Origin of the sequence: Klebsiella sp. C349492, from assembly GCF_042055345.1 — a bacterium.
Taxonomy (GTDB): Bacteria; Pseudomonadota; Gammaproteobacteria; order Enterobacterales; family Enterobacteriaceae; genus Klebsiella; species Klebsiella scottii.
This window is the reverse complement of record NZ_JANQCE010000002.1, coordinates 948,903-966,208: the sequence shown is the minus strand read 5'-3', so window position 1 is coordinate 966,208 and position 17,306 is coordinate 948,903. Positions and strand designations below refer to the sequence as shown.

The window sequence follows — 17,306 nt, the reverse complement described above, 5'->3', positions numbered from 1 at the left end:
TCCGGCGAACGATCAGGCGCGGAGCGTGATGTTATCGATCAGTGGCTGCACAATTCTGCGGAAAATATCCGCATCGTTAAAGGCGCGCGCCGACAGCATGGCGCCATGCACCGTCGCCATCAGCAGGCTCGCCTCATCCGCAGGGGCGCCGGATATCCGCAGGCGCTTTTCGCTTTCCCCCCTGCGCAGTAAAGAGGCCAGCCAATCGGTAAGATCGCTGAAATGCCCGGTCACTTCGCTGGCTATTTCCGGCGGCAGCGTCGGCAGCTCGACTGCAAGCATCGCGCAGATGCAAAACGGTGAGGAGCCCTCGCGAATACAGGTAGCCCAGTAGTCGACGTAGGCCTGAAGTTCCGCCACCGGGTTATTCATCTGCCGGCTCATCGCCTGCATTCCGGCCCGCGCCTCTTCCCGATACCCGGTTACCACGACCTTCACCAGCTCCGCCTTGCTCGGGAAATGGTGATGAATGCTCGCTTTACGAATATTCACCTTTGCAGAAATATCGGCAAAGCTGAAACTCTGGTAGCCGCCGGAGGTAAGTAGCTGTCGGGTATAAGAAATAATTTCGTTTGCTTTCGATGAACGCTCAGTCGCCATAGTCGGATCCGCGTGTGCATGTGATACTCAATAAGGTGCATAATATCAGAGCGTTGGCAGGAAACCTACCAACAGGTAGCCCTCCTGCCGATGCGCAAAGCGCCGCCGGGGTTTAACCGACAATCGCTGGTCAGATAATTCCCTTGCCGACCCAAGATGGCGTAAATATAATCACCGGGCATTTCCACAATGCCGTAGGCGTTACCGTCATCCAACGCGCCCGGATACCCCAGGGTCTCAGCAGAGAATACGGGGATCTAGCGGCGACGTTCTGTTTTCAGGCGGTTATCATCTGCTACGGCAGCTCCGATAGCCCCTCGCCGCCTTTCCACCAGCTCTGACCGGAGAGGACATTGTTATGAAAATTAGCGGTAACACCATTCTGATTACTGGCGCCACCAGCGGTATCGGCCGCGCGCTGGCCGAAGCGTTTTACGCGCGCGGCAACCGGGTCATCATCACCGGACGCCGCCAGGCTCTGCTCGACGAGATCGCCCGCACTCATCCCGGAATAACGGGCTTCAGGCTCGATATAGATGATGACGTGATGCTTGAGGCCGTTGCCTCAGAGGTCAAAGCGCGCTTTCCACAGCTGAACGTGCTGATCGCCAATGCCGGTATTTCGCGCAGCGAAAATTTCCTCGCCGACGGCGGGGACGCGGGCGTCGCTCAGGACATCGTCAGGACCAATATTCTCGGCACCATCCGCTTCGCGGCGGCCTTCCTGCCGCTGATTCAGGGCCAGCCGGACGCCACCTTTATGGCAACCAGCTCCGCGCTGGCATTCGTACCTAAGGCGGACTTCCCAACCTACTGCGCCAGCAAGGCGTTCCTGCACTCGTGGCTGATCTCTTTGCGTCACCAGATGCGGCATATTCCGGTTGAGGTCCTTGAGCTGTCGCCGCCGTACGTGCAGACCGAGCTGACGGGCAGCGCTCAGGCCGCCGACCCGAGGGCGATGCCGCTGGCGGAGTATATCTCGAGAGTGATGGAATTGATTGAGCACCATCGGCACCCGAACGGGGAGATCCTGCTTGATGGCGATAAGGGCCGCCGCTGGGCGGAAAAAGAGGGCACGTTTGCGACGCTTTTTCGCGCCATGAACCCGGATTAATCCCCCACCCCGTGCCGAAAACAGTTCGGCACGGTTTTGCCCGGCGGCTCGATAGCGCCTTATCCCCGACCTCACTCTCTTATCGCCTGCCGCTCCCGGACATACTTTCAAAGACGCCGTCGCGGCGCACTAAAGCATGAAATAGCGCGGCGGCCAGATGCAGCATCACGGTAATGAACAGCAGCAGCGCAACCGCAGAGTGCAGCGGGCGCAGGAGCGCATACCAGTCGTTATTCACCGGCGCGACAGGCGGTAAAACAAAGGCCCCGCCGACGGAGACCGGATACCCCGCCGCCGACTGCATCGCCCAGCCGATGAGCGGCTGGAGGAACATCATCGCGTACAGTACCCAGTGCGAGAGATGCGCCAGCCGCCGTTGCCAGGCGGGTATGGCAGCCGGCAGCGGCGGCACGGCGGTGTAAAAGCGCAGCCACAGCCGCACCACCACCAGCAGCAGGATCATCAGGCCCAGCGGTTTGTGAATCGACACCAGCAGCGCATGCAGCGACGAAACCGTTGAAACCATCGCCACGCCAATAAACAGCATCGCCACGATTGCCGCGGCCATCAGCCAGTGCAGCCAGCGCAGCGCCGGATGAAAATGGGTTACCTGTTTCATAAGTGGGCTCCTGACCGTTGGGACTGCTCGCGGGTGCGTGCGTTATACGATTTGGCGTAGGCCGACGAACGCGCGTTGAGTAAAGGATCGTCCGACGCGGCGATCCCGGCCGGCAGGATCAGCGGATCGTAGTTGATATCGTTGCATGGGCCGTTCTCCTGCGCGCTGGCGCTTACCAGCTCGAGGGTACCGGCATTGACGGTTTGCCGATCGTCAGGCCAGAGCTTAGCCGCATCGTTGCTCGCGTCGCCCGCCTGGGCGACGGTGATCATCAGATCCCACCGCAGCGGTCCCTGAGCCAGGCGCTGTGTAATATCCTGCTGCAGGAAATCTTTATTACTTTTATCCGTCTCGCTAATGGGCTGATAGCCGGTATGCGGCACCATGCTCCAGCGAACCAGATGCTCGGCCCCCGTCCTGTCGATAAAACGGAACGCGTTCAGGCTGTTATAGCGATCGCTCGCCCAGCTCGATGAGGGGACGTACTGCTTCGCCCAGGCCAGATAGCGCTGCAGCTGGGGGTGCGAGCCCACAAACGCCTTCAGCTTTTCCGGGTCCGGCTTGCCGGTTGCCGGATCGGGCAAGGTGACCGTTTGCAGCTCGTAGAACTCTTCAACGGTGGAAACCGGGAACAGCGGCATGGCGTTCATCCCCGTCCGCCACTGCTCCCCGTTCCCCTGTCTGAACTCCAGCGCCATGCTGCGTACGGGAACGGCATAATCCGGCGCGTTGGGGTTGCCGCCGGCGATGGCAAAGCGGCCCGTTACCGGCGTTTCTCCGGCGGCGAACAGCGCTGCGCGCGACAGCGAGCTGGCGTTGCCGTTAGAGATAAAACGCCCCACCACGCATACGCCTTTGGCATGATTGCGACGAAAGCCAGGATGCTCGCCGCCCGATTTTTGCAGGACCGTCACCAGCTTGTTCGCGCTGAGACGATTCGGCGTCAGCCAGCCGCCCGCCCACAGAAAGAGCAATATTACGCCTAAAGGAATAAGACCAACTAACAGCAGACGCGCTATTTTTTGGCCACCGGAAAGTGAAGAGGTTGTCATATTTTCGCTCACACTATTAACATTGCACCCACAAACAAATACGCGAGAAACGATTCCCGCAGGACAAAATCTTATTGCTGCAAAACCGCGTTAAGGGCCGAGGCTTGCGTTTATTAGCCGACCCGCAGTGGTCAGAATCGGGTAGTTTTATGCGATCGGCAAAAACAACCTACTAGTTGGTAGATAAAATGTCAATGCCATCACGCTTTCCCCCGTCGGGGACGCCGGCGTTTTTCATTCGGGGAGTTTCAGTCGAGGGACGAACCGCAGGAGAAGCCGGCTTTCTGCCGGCAGGCAGGCCTCTCGGGCCTGCTCGCAGCGTAGAGATGAAGAACCTGAGAGCCTACTTTTTTAATTGCTCAATAATCGTCGGCTTGCCAAAAAGAAATCCCTGAACTTCTTTACAGCCTTCATCTTCCAGAATTTTCAGCTGTTCGAACGTCTCAACCCCCTCGGCAATCAGCGGGGTGTTAATCGATTTACTGAGCGAGATCACCGCTCTCACGAAGGAGCGAACTTCGGAGTCATTCTCAATGTTTTGCAGAAAGCTGCGGTCCATTTTGATGAGGTCGAAATGAAATTCACGCAGCATGCTAATGGAGGAGTAGCCGGTTCCGAAATCATCGAGGGCGATACTGATCCCCATATTTTTTATTTGATAGAGAACGTTAAATACCAGCTTTTTATCGACAATAAACGCCGTCTCCGTCACCTCGAACTCAAGGAGGCTAACCGGGAAACAGGTTCTCATAAGAATGCCGCGGACATTGTCTATAAAATGGCGATGCCGCAGCTGCACCGGAGAGATATTTACCGAAACCTTCTTGTGAATCTTGTTCACTAACGCTTCGCGGCACACCTGCTCTAATACCCAATAGCCCAAGGGTATAATCGTTGCGCTCTCTTCCGCGACGGGAATAAATTCGTCAGGGTATATCAGCCCGAGTTCCGGATGCTGCCAGCGTAATAAGGCTTCATACCCCGTAACCTGCTGCCCGGAAATTGAGTGTTTTTCCTGATAATGGAGATAAAACTGGCCGTCTTTGATCCCCTGCCTGATATCTGAAATCATCTGATTACGCTTACGCGTTCGTTCATCCATTTCAGGCTCGTACCGGCATACCTTGTTGTCGATATCAGATTTGGCACGATACATCGCCAAATCTGAGTTGCTAATTAAGGTGTTAATATCGGAACCGTCGCGCGGGAAAATAGAAATCCCAATACTGGCGATGACTGAAACCGAAGTGCTGGCAAAATTGTGCGTTCCGGTAAAACAGCCCTGCAGTTTCTCGATAAAGAGGTCGAGGTCTTCGGCGGACTCAAACGGCTTTACCGCCACAAACTCATCGCCGCCAAACCTCGCCACGAGTTCATCATTCTTGACCATTTTAGTCACATTAGCCGAGACTCTTTGCAGGAGGAGGTCGCCAATAAGATGACCCTCAACGTCATTTATTTCCTTGAACTTATCAAGGTCTATAGTAAAGATCGCCAGCTGCGTATAGTTATTGCCCGCCATCAATCCTTCGACAAACGCAAAGAATGCCACCCGGTTAGGTAGCCCGGTAAGAGAATCATACCTCGCCATCCACGAAAGCTTATCAATCACTTCCTTATGCTCGGTAATATCCCGGGTTATTTTGGCAAAACCCAGTAAAGTACCATCATCATTTCTGATAGCGTCTATTACGACGTGCGCCCAAAAGGACGAACCATCTTTCCTGTAGCGCCACCCTTCTCCCTCAAATTTCCCGGTTTTCAGGGCGATCGCCAGATTTCTCGCCGGCTCTCCCGATTGCTGTTCGCCTTCGCTATAAAATATGCTGAAGTTACTGCCAATAATCTCTTTGCTGGAGTAGCCCTTAGCCCGGCGCGCGCCTTCATTCCAGCTGGCGATCGTGCCATCCAGATCCAGCATATAGATAGCATAATCTTTCACATTTTCAACGAAATGACGATATGAAATATCAGTTAACATTATGTTATCCATATAAACCAACCCAGAGGCGTAGCAGCATGTATGACAGAATCACAGGAGAAAAACGTGCAAATATGTTAATCACAATGTAACCCATCGCTACAGCTCTTTCCACAAGCATCTCTGACCAGTGGTTTCGCCGCCTCGGGCGCGGATGCAGAGGATGCTTTACTGGCCTATCCTGGCATTAAGAATCCTAAGCGCGCCATCCACAAATCCCTCTCCACCGGGGTATTTGCTAATCCAGCTGGGCAAAGCAGGCATTTCCTGTAACACTTTATTGACGGTGCTCATTCCTAAGCTTTTACGATAATACCGAAACATAGGCGCGTCATTGAGCGAATCGCCGCTGTAGTAGACAGAGGCTTGCTCATCTTGTTCTCGCAGAGCATAAAATTGCTGCAGAACTTTTCGGCTCATAGCCAGCTTGTCATACTGCCCCAGCCAGCCTAGCAGCCATAAATTATTAATGGTGTAACAGCAACCTTGTTGACGTAATTCGTCAACAAGCTGTTGTGTTTGTACAGGGGAATCAGGGAGCCTGAACGCAATACTGGTAAGGCGAAACTCCTGATCGTCAGATACCCGTGTCCATGGAAGCTTAAGCTGAATTATTTCCTGAATATCAGTGAGCCGTTGTTTATTGTTTAAAAACGCGGCCTCATGCCAGTAGTATCTCTGCACGCTATGACCGTCGGCGTTACGGGTGAGGAATAGCCCTCCATTTTCGGCAATAACGCCATCTACCGGCCACATTCTGGCCATTTGATCCGCCCATCCGGCGGAGGCTGCAGTCACAGGAATGACTTTAATTCCAGCATCCTGTAGCAGCTCAAGGCTTTCATAAGTCCGCGCCTGTAACCTTCCCCGATAGGTTAGCGTTTCATCCATATCGGTTAAAACAAAACGTATATCTCGTAGCTCTTCATTCTTTACGTCATCAATTAGTAGCATAAATCCTCCTTTTTTTGATACTAATATAGTTTGAGGGATAAGATTAATACCTGGTTCGCATTTGATATTCCTTACCGGCTCCGATGCCGGGCGTTCGCTATCGCTAATATCCGCGAAATTTATCACTAGCGCGTAGGGTATGTATTAAATTTATATACCATCGACAGCAACACCCTGATGAGAGAATAATGCAGATAATAGCAAAATAAGCGTCAGATTAATATTTAACCACAAATGGATATTAACCGTAAAAATAATCACGTAACGATGTAGGGCATCGATTTGAATATGGTCCCCTCGCATCCAGGCCCCTGCGAAGGCCACTTTTATTAAATGTCACCGGATGCGAATAAACTCAGCCATCGGTAAAAATCCCGATCGCTCCGCCGCCATAACGGAAGAAAAACCGCCCCCTCGGCATCAATAAATATTGATTTAGCGAAAAGCGTCATATAAGCTCAAATGACAAGGTGATGGTGTTCCACCTTTCCCAACCGCTGGTTCTGTCGAACCGGATGATGACGCCTGATATACAACTGTTGCTGTTTCCTTTTAGGCATGTATGTCAGGTGTTGCTATGCAAAACATAATTGATTTTTCTGCACTTCCCACTATTTTCTCATCTGAAAGCGGCGCTCCCGTTCGCGTTTTTGTCCATGACAATCCTGACGGCAACACGCCCTGCCGCGCGCCGGTTATTACCTGCTGGCTCGGCCATACCATCAGGCCCGTAAGGCCCTCTCATCTCGGGGAAATGCCCCCGAAAACCCAGTACATTCGGCCTAAATCCGACGTGACTCAGCCAGCTCAGCTGCAGGAAAAAGACGATCTTCCTTCGCTAACGCTTCGTTTCGCTTCGACTAAGGGGTGAGCTATGCACATCTACCGGCACGCATTGTTACTTGTTCAGAATGAAACCGACGGGCTGCTGCTGCTCCGGCATGCTGAACGCCTGGCAAAAGAGACGGCAACCCGCATCACGGTTGGCCATCTCAGCGCTGATTATCGGGAAATGGAGTACACCAGTGATTCACTCATCAAGGACCGCCAGTCGCGGGAAATTATCGATGCAAAGGAGATGCTGAGCCGCCTGGTGGAATCCTGCAGTATTGATATCAAAGTCAAATCCCTCGTCAGTATTCATCGCTTCAGAGACGTTGAAGACGTGGTGCAGCATGAGGATATCGATCTGGTCATGCTGGGGCATAAAAACCGCCTGTTCGGGGTGTATTCCTCGTTCTCGTGCGAATTTATCAACCACCTCTGCGTTGATGTACTGATTAAACATATACCTGCTCCTTAAAATAAGGTCATTGTATGAGCTATGAAATCGAAGGTGTAATCGCCAGAGAAATTCTGGACTCCCGGGGTAATCCAACCGTAGAAGTGGAGGTGACCTCTGCTGATGGCCGCGCTGCGCGGGCGTCAGTGCCTTCCGGCGCCAGCACGGGTTCCCGTGAGGCTATTGAGCGTCGCGACGGCGACGGGCGACGTTTTGGCGGCAAGGGAGTGCTGGATGCCGTGCACAGCATCAATACGGAAATTCACGATGCTCTGCGGGGCTACGACGTCCGCCGGCAGAAAGATATCGATAGCCGTCTGATTGCCCTGGACGGGACGGAAAATAAGGGCCGGATAGGCGCCAACGCCATTCTCGGCGTCTCGCTGGCGGTGGCTCGTCTGGCCGCACGGCTATCCGGTATCCCGCTGTACCGCTATCTGGGCGGCATCGGCGCTAATCTGCTGCCGGTCCCCTGCATGAATATTATTAACGGCGGGGTTCATGCCCGCTGGCAAGGCGCCGATTTTCAGGAGTTTATGATTGCGCCCTGGGGGGCCTCCTCCGTACGTGAGGCTATTCGCTGGGGTAGCGAGGTGTATCAGAATCTGCGTCAGGTTTTACTTGAAAAAGGCCTCTCCACCGGCGTGGGTGATGAGGGGGGATTTGCCCCGGTGGTCTCCTCCAACCGGCAGCCGCTGGAGCTGATTGTCGAAGCCATTAAGAAGGCCGGCTACCGGCCTGGCGAAGATATCGCGATCTGCGTGGACCCGGCATCCAGCGAGTTTTATAAAGATGGGAAATACACCCTGCGTACGGAAAATGCGCAGCTCAGTGCCGAGGAGATGACTCGTTACTATGAGCAGCTGGTGGAGGAGTTCCCGATTGTCCTGATTGAAGATGGCCTGGCGGAAGATGACTGGGCTGGCTGGAAAATCCTGAGCGACGCGCTGGGCGATAAAGTCGAGCTGGTTGGTGACGACATTTTTGTGACTAACGTGAAATACATTCAGCGCGGAATTGATGAGAACCTGGCCAACGCGGCGCTGATTAAGCTCAATCAGATCGGCACCCTGAGTGAGACGATTGCGGCTGTACAGCTGTGCCAGGACCACGGCTGGGGGACCTTTATTTCGCACCGCAGCGGGGAAACCGTGGACAGCTTTATTGCTGATATGACCGTAGGACTTCGCGCCGGGCACCTGAAAACCGGCGCCCCCAGCCGCGGGGAGCGGATTGAGAAATACAATCAGCTGATGCGAATTGAAGATGAGCTGGGCGATGCGGCCGTCTTTGCGGGTAAGTCCGCCTTTAAAAAACGCTAACCCCGCGGCCGCTCTCCTCTGGAGTCAGCGCCGACGCTCCCGTATATCTGTGAGGTTTTATGTATAAATCATTATTCGCGGTGGTTATCGGCGGATCGCTGGGCTGCGTGATCCGCTGGGTACTCTCCATGCGTCTTAATGGCTCCTTTCCTAATCTGCCGCCCGGTACCCTGCTGGTTAACCTGATTGGCGGCTTTATTATCGGACTTGCTCTGGCCTTTTTCGTCAGGCAACCGCATCTTGATCCGGCGTGGAAGTTTTTTATTACCACCGGGCTGTGCGGCGGCATGACGACCTTTTCCACGTTTTCCGCCGAGGTTGTGGTGCTGCTTCAGAACGGTAATTATTCGTGGGCCATCATTTCGGTACTGGCGCATGTCTTTGGTTCACTACTGATGACCGCTGCCGGCTTTTTGGTCATGACGGTGATATAGAGGAAATATCTCCGTTCTTTCTGTCGAGGAGCGGAGAATCAGCTATCTGCCGTTATTCCGCGCACTCAGGTGCCGGAGAGACAGATTCATTAAGCGCGACCAGCTCGTCCTTCGGCTGAAGATTAATGATCTCCCGCATGCGGCTGCCCTCTTCACATTTGTTTATGGTTTTGCGGCGGCGGATGGGTAAAGAAGCGATCCTTACCTACGCAACGAATGCGGATGGAAGAAGAAAGACAAAGACAATGCGGACTGGAGGGGTCGTGTTTAAGCCCGCTTTTAGGCGGCTTATTTATCGCCCTGTTCTCACCGATAAAAATGCCTGCCAGGAGGGTTACCTGGCAGGCATAGCACAAGAAAATGCTTCAGATCAGCCCCCCGCAATGATGTTGTCGGTGCTGATACTGGCATCTTTAGGGAACGGCTTGTCATCCAGCAGGTTGATTTTATAGTCCACATAGGTGGACATGTTTTTATTGAATTGAAGGAGTCAGTCGCGCCTACGCCAAATCCTTCATACTTATAGGTGAAGCCAGACCCCAACCATCGCCATGATCTTTGGCCAGATCGCGGTTCTCTTCTTTAACCCTGATACCGGGCGGCGATGTATCAGGAAAAGCTGCTACATCGCCTGCCGGTAGAGCTCTTTGATCTCTTCCAGAGAAGCTTTTCGTGGGTTTCCACCCGTACAGACATCCTCCAGAGCGGCCTGCGCCAGCTGAGGAATATCCGCACGGTTTGCACCCGCGAGGGTAAGCCCCTGAGGAATACCCACCTCGCGGCACAGCGCGCGCACGGCATCCACGGCCATTCTGCGAGCATCGGCAAGGCTTACGCTCCGGGCATTATCTACGCCCATCGCTTCGGCAATATCGCGATATTTTTCTCCGGTCCAGTCGGCATTCCATTCCATGATGTGGGGCAGCAGAATCGCGTTGGCAACACCGTGCGGCATGTTATAGAACGCGCCTAGCGGGTGCGCCATTCCATGAACCAGACCTAACCCCACGTTGGAAAATCCCATTCCGGCAATATATTGTGCCAGCGCCATCCCCTCGCCGCCTTCGGGTTTGCCGGCAACGGAAGCAGCAAGGCTGCGGGAGATCAGCGAGATCGCTTTCAGATGCAGCATATCCGTCATTTCCCATGCCCCGAGCGTAGTGAATCCTTCAATCGCATGGGTCAGCGCATCAATCCCGGTTGCGGCTTTTAATGCAGGCGGCATGGTGGCCATCATGTCGGAATCAATAATAGAAACCAGCGGAATATCGTGCGGGTCGATACAGACGAACTTACGCCGCTTCTCTTCATCGGTGATGACGTAGTTGATGGTCACTTCCGCAGCGGTACCTGCCGTGGTCGGCACGGCAATAATCGGCACGCTGGGTTTTCGGGTAGCGGCAAATCCTTCCAGGCTACGAACATCGGCAAATTCTGGGTTGTTGATAATAATCCCGATGGCTTTACAGGTATCCTGTGGCGATCCGCCGCCAATGGCGACCAGGTAATCAGCTGACGCCTGTTTAAATACCTCAACGCCCTTCTGCACCATCGCAATGGTTGGGTTAGGCAGAACATCGGCAAAAACGTCAAACTCCAGCCCGGACTGCGCCAACAAGGAGGTGACTTTATCCACCGCGCCGCACTCCACCAGTACCCGGTCCGTCACCACCAGCCCTTTCTTGTACCCCCGGCGCTTCACTTCATCGACAATATGGTTAATTGCCCCGGCGCCGAACCAGGCCGTTTCGTTAAGTATCATTCGATAGGTCATAGTTCACTCCTTTTGATTTAATCCGCAAGATCCCGTTTTTCCACCAGCAGCACGTGCTGCGTCGCCATCACGCACTCATTGCGTTGATTAACGACCTCCAGCTTCTCCGTTACAAAGCCATATTTCGCATTACGCGGATGATCGCGTTTTTCGCTAATAGAAATATTGACCCGAATGGTATCGCCAATAAAAACCGGGTGTGGGAAACGTAATTTTTCATAGCCATAGGTCATTGCTTTAGAATTAATAATCCCTGCGCTCATCCCAACAGCGACGGAAAACGTCAAGGTGCCGTGGGCAATACGCTGGCCGAAAGGCTGAGTTTTACACCATTCCGTATCCATATGATGAGGATAAAAGTCGCCGGTCTGCCCGGCATGTATAACAATATCGCTTTCGGTAATGGTACGCCCCGCTGTTGTTCGACATTCAGGCAGGGAGAAATCTTCGAAATATTTATCGATAAACATAATTCTTACCTCGACAGGCGATTACTCCAGGTGATAAACCTCTTCCATTGATGCCCACAGCTCTCCGTCTTTTCTGTTTTCAAGGGGCGTCAGGCACGGAACACACTCGCCCCACCAGCGCTGCGTCACCGGGTCAGCGGCCATCTTCGCCATATCTTTTTGATAATCATCACCGTGATATTCGTAATAGCTAAATAACCAGCCATTTTTGAAGTAGATTGAGTAATTAGAAATATTACAGGCCTTAATCATGGCGTTTACTTCCGGCCAGGGATTTGCATGCAGTTGCGCATAGTAAGCATATTTTTCAGGTTTGACCTGAATCACGCCGGCGAACCGTTGGATCGTTTTCATATTAACCTTCATAAATTAATCAGATAATGGCGCTGTGCTTCAGCACCTCACGGATTTTAATTTTCCGCGCTTCGCTTAATGGCCCGGTGGGGCGCAGTGAATTAACCGGCACATCGAGACCTGTCAGCTGCAACGCATATTTAATGACGTTATAAAAAGGCACATCCAGGCCATAAAGCGGCGGGAGCCAGGAGAGCCGCTGCTGTAGCGCGACCGCTTCACTCAGCTCCCCATTACGCCAGTGCTGATAAATACCGCAGGTCAGTTCCGGGGCAAAGTTAGCGCTGGCGGGGATCGCGCCGTCACCGCCTAAAATTAACGTACCGAACAGATATTCATCGTAACCGGAGAATACTGCAAAACCAGGGCGCAGCGGTTTAACCGCATGAATCACTTCACGGATATGATTTAAGGTATCAACGGTATCCTTCAGCCCCACGATATTCGGACACGCCAGGGCCAGACGCTGAATACAGGAGACGGGAATAGCCTGCCCGGTCAACGCCGGAAAGTTGTACAGCACGATAGGCAGCGGCAGTTGTTCAGCAATATAGCGGAAATGTTCGAACAGGTACTCTTCGGCCAGCGGGTTGTACCACGGGTTGATAACCACCACGCCATCCGTTCCCGCCTCCAGCGCTTTGCGGCCAAACTCAATCGTCGCCTGCGTACCCGGGCAAGAGATGCCAACCAGCACCGGCTTGCGGCCCGCGACGTACTCAATACAGAACTGCATCACTTCCAGACGCAAGCTGTCCGACATATGGGCGAATTCGCCTGCGCTACCGAGAAAGAAAAGGCCATCCACGTCGCTGGCAAGCAGATGGTCAATCAGCCGCGACATCGCCGGTCGATCTAACTGCTCGTGCTCATCAAACAACGTCGGGACCGGGGGGATAATACCGCTGAATGTGGTACTCATATATCACTCCTGATGTGCTAAAAGATATCGGTTAAAGAGACTCCAGCATCACGCTTCCGTTAACCGATAGAGTTGCTGCGCATTGCGGTTAAAAAAGCGCTCTTGCCAGGCGCTTCCCTGCCCATCGGTGATGCGTATAAGCGTGTTGACCCACGGGATCAGCCCTGTATTCAACGAACAGACCGGAAAATTGCTGGCGAACATAACCCTGTCGGCGGAGAACGTTGCAAGGCACTGCTCCACAACCGGCCGAACCCGCTCGCAATCCTCGCCAGCAGGAATATTGACGCCGGAGACTTTGCACCAGACGTGCTGCAGCTGCGCCAGCCTGCGCAAACTTCGCCGCCAGTTCGCCGCGTAGTTCGCGTCTTCCGCCAGGCGAACGCTATCAACATTGCCCATATGATTTAAAACCAGGGGAGTTGACGTCCGTTCAGCCAGCGCCACTGCATCCGCCATATCTTCATTGCGCAGGCATACCTCAAAACAGAGCCCCGCATTACCCAGCGCATTAACATTATTGATAAAGGCAGAGGTCAGGCAGGCTCCAGACGGCTGGCTGGCGACGTGCAGTACGTGACGTACGCCCTTTACCGCCGGGTGACGCGCGTCTGAGGTCAGCCATCGCGATACCGCATCGGGCTGCTGCAGGTCGAGCGAGATAATGCCTCCCTCAACAAAATTCGTCGGGTCTGCGCATAGCTCGCGTAAAAACAGGCTTTCCGCCCCGCGCTGCTCGGGGACGACGTCGACTTCAACGTACAACGCGCGATCGATACACCACGTATCCTGATCGACCAACGCGCGATAATCCTGCCAGCTAACATCATGATTCAGCGCCGGAACCTCGCTTAGCCACGACAGACGAAAACGCGACAGATCCCAAAGATGGAGATGGGTATCGGTAATGTGCAACATGCCGGACCTCCCGTAGTAATCAGTATTTCACCACAGTGGCACCGCTAGCGCTTGACTGGTAGCAGGCTTCAACGACGCACATGGTTTTCCACGCATCGTTGATCTCGTTAAGCCAGACATAATCCGGGTCTTCGAGTTTGCACTGCAGGCCAGCCATCGGACCAATAAAGGCATCCGGGAACCAGGTCCCTTCAACGGGCAGGGTTCGCCACCCTTTGCCATCATCAAGGATAAATTCGAATTTATCGTCAGCGCCCTGCGGATAATTCAAAATAACCCCAATCTGAATTTTAATCGCGCCTTTGGTCCCTTCTATTTTAAAGAAACACTCCTGCTTATCCGGCGCATAATCATGGCCGTGGTTAGTATGAATATTGGCACGAATAACATCGCCGTAGTCCATAATGATCGACGAGCGAGTTTGCGCCAGCGCCATCATTTTAGGATGCTTCATGGTTTTACAGTAAACGGACTGCGGATCGCCGAGGAAGAAACGGATGGCATCAATATAATGGATGCTGTGGTAATTAACCTCCATCCGTTGTTTCTCAAATAAAAATTTCCACAAATTCCACGGTGTCTGGCAAATAACGCGCATTTCAACATCATGAATATCGCCCAGCAGACCTTCATCAATCATTTTTTTCGCGGCAATCATAAAGGGTGCGCGACGTAGCTGGAAATTAATACCGGCAGTGATATTTTTCTCATGACAACAATCAAGAATAGCTTTGGCCTGCTCAAGGGACTCGCCCATCGGTTTTTGAATAAGCGCACCAACGTGGGAGGGTAATTTTTGTAAAATAGGCAGAATCTCAGAAGCTGGTACGGCGATATCAAATACGCAGCCCTCGGACTGCGCCAGGACGATCAGTTCATCAATAGTCTGGCAGGCATGAGGGATATCCCACTGGCTGGCCACGCTCTGCGCTTTCTGATAATCCCGATCGTACAGACCGAGAACCCGAAACCCGGCTTTACTATAAGCAGGTAAGTGCGAGTCGGTGACGATCCCACCCGCGCCGATAATGACGACGGGTTTACTGCGTTGCGGCATGTTCAGTTGCATTGTCATTTCTTTATCCTCTTTTTTAAGCTAATCCGTTGGCGTATCCGACGATAACGACGGAGAGAACTAAAATCACATTACCCAGAAGCATAACTTTTTTAGGTTTTTCATAGCCTTGCCATTCACCCGTTTTCAGCCCCCATCCGTTGGAAATAATCAGCGCCCCTGACAGGAACGCTATCCAGCCGATGACCGGTCCGAGGTCGCCCAGCAGCGCCGTTGACTTGGCATATAATCCCAGCGCGGCGAACCAAATCCCCCCGGTCAACAACGCTTTAAACCATGCGAAGGACGAACCTGGTCGGGAAAAGTCGCTGAAGGTATTGTTTTTTCTCAACACCCACAGGGCGTAGCCAATATTGGAAATAAAGCCGCCGGATGCAAAAACGATGACGTAGGCGATCAGGCTGGCACTAACCGGATTAATACCATCCTCTACCGCCAGCGCGCTGGCCCGACTGGCGTAGGTATAGCCGACGTTCATCGCTGCGGTACCAAACCCGGAGGCCAGCGCCATTAGCAGGCCGCTGACGAATTTGTCATTTTTAACCCGCGACTCATCCCGTTGTGACTCTTTATCTTTAAGAATACCGGCTTTAGTAATCACCCCCACGCCAATCAGCATCACCGCCATTCCTGCCAGCAGCCAGATCAGTGAATTAGCGGGCGGAATTTTATTAAGGATGAATAGTGGAATTAATGAACCGAGAGAACATCCCACACCGGTATTGATCCCGACGGTCAGAGACATGCCGATATTATCAATACCTTTACCGTACCAAATGGCGCTGATGCCCCAGAGAAAACCGCAGGCGGCAGCGATAGATAAAATCCAGGCGGGCGTCATCAGGATATACTTTAAAAATCCGGGAACTTCAATCCACGTCCAGACAATAGGAATGATTAATATGCCGATAATGGAAAATATCACCCAAAAGGCTTCCCAGGAAAATGGTCGATAGTTTTTCATACCGAGACCAAAGCTTCCCTGGAACATACAAGCGATCATCAAGACAAAAAATCCCGCTAGCATAGAACTCTCCTGTTAATTAGATTATGTACTCAAGGATTTTCTCACCATAATGTTCACATATGTGAATTAATGACCACAAATATAAACTAATAGAAAACTAATCCTCGTTTTTTTTATGGTCAACCGAAAAAAAAGATCAATTATTATTTTTCAAGGCCGATCACAATTTCACCTAATCTGACTACAAAAGTATCAGTAGCTATGCCCCAATGGTAGCGCGGTAGTACCAATTTTATGTGAAGCTCATTGCAAAAAGGAGTTCTTATGATGACGTTGAGGGGCATTACCTGGGGTCATAGCCGCGGGTTTACATCCGTAATGGCCACCGCGCAGCGGTTCAGCGAGCTAAATCCGGATGTCGAAATTGTGTGGGAGAAACGTTCATTGCAGGCGTTCGCCGATGGCGATCTTGATGAACTGGCGCGGCTTTATGATCTGCTGGTTATTGACCATCCGTGGGCGGGGTTTGTCGCAGAGAAAGCGATCCTTTTACCTCTGCAGGACCATTTACCAAAAGCGTACCTTGACGATCAGGCAGCAAACTCGGTGGGCGGCTCTCATGAAAGCTATCTTTTCAACGGCTTCCAGAGCGCTCTGGCCATTGATGCGGCAACGCCTGTCGCCGTCTATCGGCCGGACCACCTGCAACAGGGGCAATTCGCCCTGCCGAAAACCTGGCAAGACCTGCTCGCCCTGGCCCGCACCGGAAAGGTCATTTATGCCGGGATCCCGATCAACTTATTGATGGACTTTCTAATGCTCTGCGCCACCCGCGGCGGCGCCTGGTTTGACGAGGAGAGTATCGCCAGCCGCGACACTGGCATCGAAGCGCTTGAAGCGCTGCGCGAACTGGCCAGCCACTGTTCAAAAGAGATTTTTGACTACGACCCTATCGCCGTTCATGAACAGCTTTCAACACGCGATGCCTGGAGCTACTGCCCATTCGCCTATGGCTATTCAAACTATTCCCGCGCCGGTTATGCCCGCTATCTTCTGAAGGCAACGGATGTTGTCTCCTGGCACGGCAAGCCGCTGAAGACCATTCTCGGCGGGACCGGGCTGGCGATTTCCGCAAAATGCCGGCATAAAGAAGCGGCCCTCGCCTACGCCAGCTATACCGCTTCGGCGGAGGTGCAGAAAACGCTCTTCTTCGATAACGGCGGCCAACCGGGTCATCGCGGAGCCTGGCTTGATGAAGAAGTGAATCGCCGCAGCCTGGATTTCTTCATCGACACCCTGCCCACTCTCGACCGCTCGGCTAAGCGTCCACGCTACAGCGGCTTTTTGAGCTTTCAGGATCATGCCGGCGATCTGGTGCGAGAGTATGTCATGAACGGCGGTAACGGCGGCGCCGTTTTCGCCAGCCTGAACGCGCTTTATCAAAAATCACGCAGCTTAATGGAGTAAT

Annotated in this window: 18 protein-coding genes, 1 pseudogene and 1 riboswitch; of the genes and pseudogenes, 6 read left to right on the top strand and 13 right to left on the bottom strand. The window is 53.0% G+C overall.

The window, feature by feature from the left end:
* Positions 1-12: 12 nt before the first annotated feature.
* Positions 13-600, bottom strand: a complete 588-nt coding sequence (locus NWP14_RS12190; protein WP_095096008.1) for a TetR/AcrR family transcriptional regulator — start codon at positions 598-600, stop codon at positions 13-15.
* Positions 601-958: 358 nt separating this feature from the next.
* Here NWP14_RS12190 and NWP14_RS12185 point away from each other — a divergent pair, with 358 nt between their 5' ends.
* Positions 959-1,714, top strand: coding sequence for an SDR family oxidoreductase (locus tag NWP14_RS12185; RefSeq protein WP_375215380.1), 756 nt, complete (start codon positions 959-961; stop codon positions 1,712-1,714).
* Between the two features lie 79 nt (positions 1,715-1,793).
* On the opposite strand, the gene NWP14_RS12180 is transcribed toward NWP14_RS12185, so the two are convergent.
* From NWP14_RS12180 to NWP14_RS12165, 4 genes are all read right to left on the bottom strand, one after another.
* Positions 1,794-2,333, bottom strand: a complete 540-nt coding sequence (locus NWP14_RS12180) for a cytochrome b (RefSeq protein ID WP_375215379.1) — start codon at positions 2,331-2,333, stop codon at positions 1,794-1,796.
* Entirely contained in the window at positions 2,330-3,385 is a 1,056-nt protein-coding gene (locus NWP14_RS12175; RefSeq protein ID WP_375215378.1) for a catalase family peroxidase, read from the bottom strand. Before NWP14_RS12175 ends, NWP14_RS12180 begins: the two co-directional genes overlap by 4 nt.
* 343 nt (positions 3,386-3,728) lie before the next feature.
* The gene (locus NWP14_RS12170) at positions 3,729-5,378 is read right to left on the bottom strand and encodes an EAL domain-containing protein (RefSeq protein WP_346431770.1); all 1,650 of its coding nucleotides are present in this window, start codon (positions 5,376-5,378) and stop codon (positions 3,729-3,731) included.
* A gap of 156 nt (positions 5,379-5,534) precedes the next feature.
* Entirely contained in the window at positions 5,535-6,320 is a 786-nt protein-coding gene (locus NWP14_RS12165) for an HAD hydrolase family protein (RefSeq protein ID WP_095095996.1), read from the bottom strand.
* Between the two features lie 460 nt (positions 6,321-6,780).
* Positions 6,781-6,855: riboswitch (Fluoride riboswitch) on the top strand.
* A 42-nt stretch (positions 6,856-6,897) separates the two neighbouring features.
* On the opposite strand from NWP14_RS12165, the gene NWP14_RS12160 reads away from it, so the two are divergent.
* From NWP14_RS12160 to crcB, 4 genes are read left to right on the top strand one after another with little or no spacing between them, the layout of a single operon-like run.
* On the top strand, positions 6,898-7,191 hold the full coding sequence (locus tag NWP14_RS12160) for a hypothetical protein (RefSeq protein ID WP_375215377.1): 294 nt from the start codon (positions 6,898-6,900) through the stop codon (positions 7,189-7,191).
* 3 nt (positions 7,192-7,194) lie between these two features.
* Positions 7,195-7,623 carry a universal stress protein gene (locus NWP14_RS12155; protein WP_375215376.1) on the top strand — a complete coding sequence of 143 codons (429 nt, stop codon included), beginning with the start codon at positions 7,195-7,197 and terminating at the stop codon, positions 7,621-7,623.
* A 14-nt stretch (positions 7,624-7,637) separates the two neighbouring features.
* The gene (gene eno / locus NWP14_RS12150; protein ID WP_375215375.1) at positions 7,638-8,924 is read left to right on the top strand and encodes a phosphopyruvate hydratase; all 1,287 of its coding nucleotides are present in this window, start codon (positions 7,638-7,640) and stop codon (positions 8,922-8,924) included.
* A 59-nt stretch (positions 8,925-8,983) separates the two neighbouring features.
* Positions 8,984-9,358, top strand: a complete 375-nt coding sequence (crcB, locus tag NWP14_RS12145; protein ID WP_095095986.1) for a fluoride efflux transporter CrcB — start codon at positions 8,984-8,986, stop codon at positions 9,356-9,358.
* 370 nt (positions 9,359-9,728) lie between these two features.
* Here the strand turns inward: crcB and NWP14_RS12140 are convergent.
* The 8 genes and pseudogenes from NWP14_RS12140 to NWP14_RS12105 all read right to left on the bottom strand — a co-directional run.
* Positions 9,729-9,839, bottom strand: a pseudogene (locus NWP14_RS12140) (porin); the annotation flags it as partial.
* Positions 9,840-9,980: 141 nt separating this feature from the next.
* The gene (gene fucO / locus NWP14_RS12135; RefSeq protein WP_331835604.1) at positions 9,981-11,132 is read right to left on the bottom strand and encodes a lactaldehyde reductase; all 1,152 of its coding nucleotides are present in this window, start codon (positions 11,130-11,132) and stop codon (positions 9,981-9,983) included.
* A gap of 17 nt (positions 11,133-11,149) precedes the next feature.
* Complete coding sequence (locus NWP14_RS12130) at positions 11,150-11,602, bottom strand: MaoC/PaaZ C-terminal domain-containing protein (protein ID WP_331835605.1); 453 nt, start codon at positions 11,600-11,602, stop codon at positions 11,150-11,152.
* Positions 11,603-11,623: 21 nt separating this feature from the next.
* Positions 11,624-11,956, bottom strand: coding sequence for an L-rhamnose mutarotase (locus NWP14_RS12125; RefSeq protein ID WP_157349073.1), 333 nt, complete (start codon positions 11,954-11,956; stop codon positions 11,624-11,626).
* A 19-nt stretch (positions 11,957-11,975) separates the two neighbouring features.
* Complete coding sequence (locus tag NWP14_RS12120; protein ID WP_375215374.1) at positions 11,976-12,878, bottom strand: dihydrodipicolinate synthase family protein; 903 nt, start codon at positions 12,876-12,878, stop codon at positions 11,976-11,978.
* 48 nt (positions 12,879-12,926) lie between these two features.
* Positions 12,927-13,796: an amidohydrolase family protein gene (locus NWP14_RS12115; RefSeq protein ID WP_331835606.1), complete on the bottom strand. Its 870-nt coding sequence runs from the start codon at positions 13,794-13,796 to the stop codon at positions 12,927-12,929.
* Positions 13,797-13,815: 19 nt separating this feature from the next.
* Positions 13,816-14,871, bottom strand: a complete 1,056-nt coding sequence (locus NWP14_RS12110; RefSeq protein ID WP_375215373.1) for a Gfo/Idh/MocA family protein — start codon at positions 14,869-14,871, stop codon at positions 13,816-13,818.
* A 16-nt stretch (positions 14,872-14,887) separates the two neighbouring features.
* On the bottom strand, positions 14,888-15,898 hold the full coding sequence (locus tag NWP14_RS12105) for an L-rhamnose/proton symporter RhaT (protein ID WP_095095971.1): 1,011 nt from the start codon (positions 15,896-15,898) through the stop codon (positions 14,888-14,890).
* A gap of 264 nt (positions 15,899-16,162) precedes the next feature.
* On the opposite strand from NWP14_RS12105, the gene NWP14_RS12100 reads away from it, so the two are divergent.
* Positions 16,163-17,305 carry an extracellular solute-binding protein gene (locus tag NWP14_RS12100; protein ID WP_095095969.1) on the top strand — a complete coding sequence of 381 codons (1,143 nt, stop codon included), beginning with the start codon at positions 16,163-16,165 and terminating at the stop codon, positions 17,303-17,305.
* The last annotated feature ends 1 nt before the right edge of the window (position 17,306 follow it).

Excerpts from the sequence above, each read along its gene's own strand:
- NWP14_RS12170 (WP_346431770.1), bottom strand. The coding sequence starts at position 5,378 with ATGGATAACATAATGTTAACTGATATTTCATATCGTCATTTCGTTGAA.
- NWP14_RS12190 (WP_095096008.1), bottom strand. The coding sequence starts at position 600 with ATGGCGACTGAGCGTTCATCGAAAGCAAACGAAATTATTTCTTATACC.
- NWP14_RS12185 (WP_375215380.1), top strand. The coding sequence starts at position 959 with ATGAAAATTAGCGGTAACACCATTCTGATTACTGGCGCCACCAGCGGT.
- NWP14_RS12115 (WP_331835606.1), bottom strand. The coding sequence starts at position 13,796 with ATGTTGCACATTACCGATACCCATCTCCATCTTTGGGATCTGTCGCGT.
- fucO (WP_331835604.1), bottom strand. The coding sequence starts at position 11,132 with ATGACCTATCGAATGATACTTAACGAAACGGCCTGGTTCGGCGCCGGG.
- NWP14_RS12100 (WP_095095969.1), top strand. The coding sequence starts at position 16,163 with ATGATGACGTTGAGGGGCATTACCTGGGGTCATAGCCGCGGGTTTACA.
- crcB (WP_095095986.1), top strand. The coding sequence starts at position 8,984 with ATGTATAAATCATTATTCGCGGTGGTTATCGGCGGATCGCTGGGCTGC.
- NWP14_RS12125 (WP_157349073.1), bottom strand. The coding sequence starts at position 11,956 with ATGAAAACGATCCAACGGTTCGCCGGCGTGATTCAGGTCAAACCTGAA.
- eno (WP_375215375.1), top strand. The coding sequence starts at position 7,638 with ATGAGCTATGAAATCGAAGGTGTAATCGCCAGAGAAATTCTGGACTCC.
- NWP14_RS12180 (WP_375215379.1), bottom strand. The coding sequence starts at position 2,333 with ATGAAACAGGTAACCCATTTTCATCCGGCGCTGCGCTGGCTGCACTGG.
- NWP14_RS12120 (WP_375215374.1), bottom strand. The coding sequence starts at position 12,878 with ATGAGTACCACATTCAGCGGTATTATCCCCCCGGTCCCGACGTTGTTT.
- NWP14_RS12130 (WP_331835605.1), bottom strand. The coding sequence starts at position 11,602 with ATGTTTATCGATAAATATTTCGAAGATTTCTCCCTGCCTGAATGTCGA.
- NWP14_RS12155 (WP_375215376.1), top strand. The coding sequence starts at position 7,195 with ATGCACATCTACCGGCACGCATTGTTACTTGTTCAGAATGAAACCGAC.
- NWP14_RS12110 (WP_375215373.1), bottom strand. The coding sequence starts at position 14,871 with ATGACAATGCAACTGAACATGCCGCAACGCAGTAAACCCGTCGTCATT.
- NWP14_RS12105 (WP_095095971.1), bottom strand. The coding sequence starts at position 15,898 with ATGCTAGCGGGATTTTTTGTCTTGATGATCGCTTGTATGTTCCAGGGA.
- NWP14_RS12165 (WP_095095996.1), bottom strand. The coding sequence starts at position 6,320 with ATGCTACTAATTGATGACGTAAAGAATGAAGAGCTACGAGATATACGT.
- NWP14_RS12160 (WP_375215377.1), top strand. The coding sequence starts at position 6,898 with ATGCAAAACATAATTGATTTTTCTGCACTTCCCACTATTTTCTCATCT.
- NWP14_RS12175 (WP_375215378.1), bottom strand. The coding sequence starts at position 3,385 with ATGACAACCTCTTCACTTTCCGGTGGCCAAAAAATAGCGCGTCTGCTG.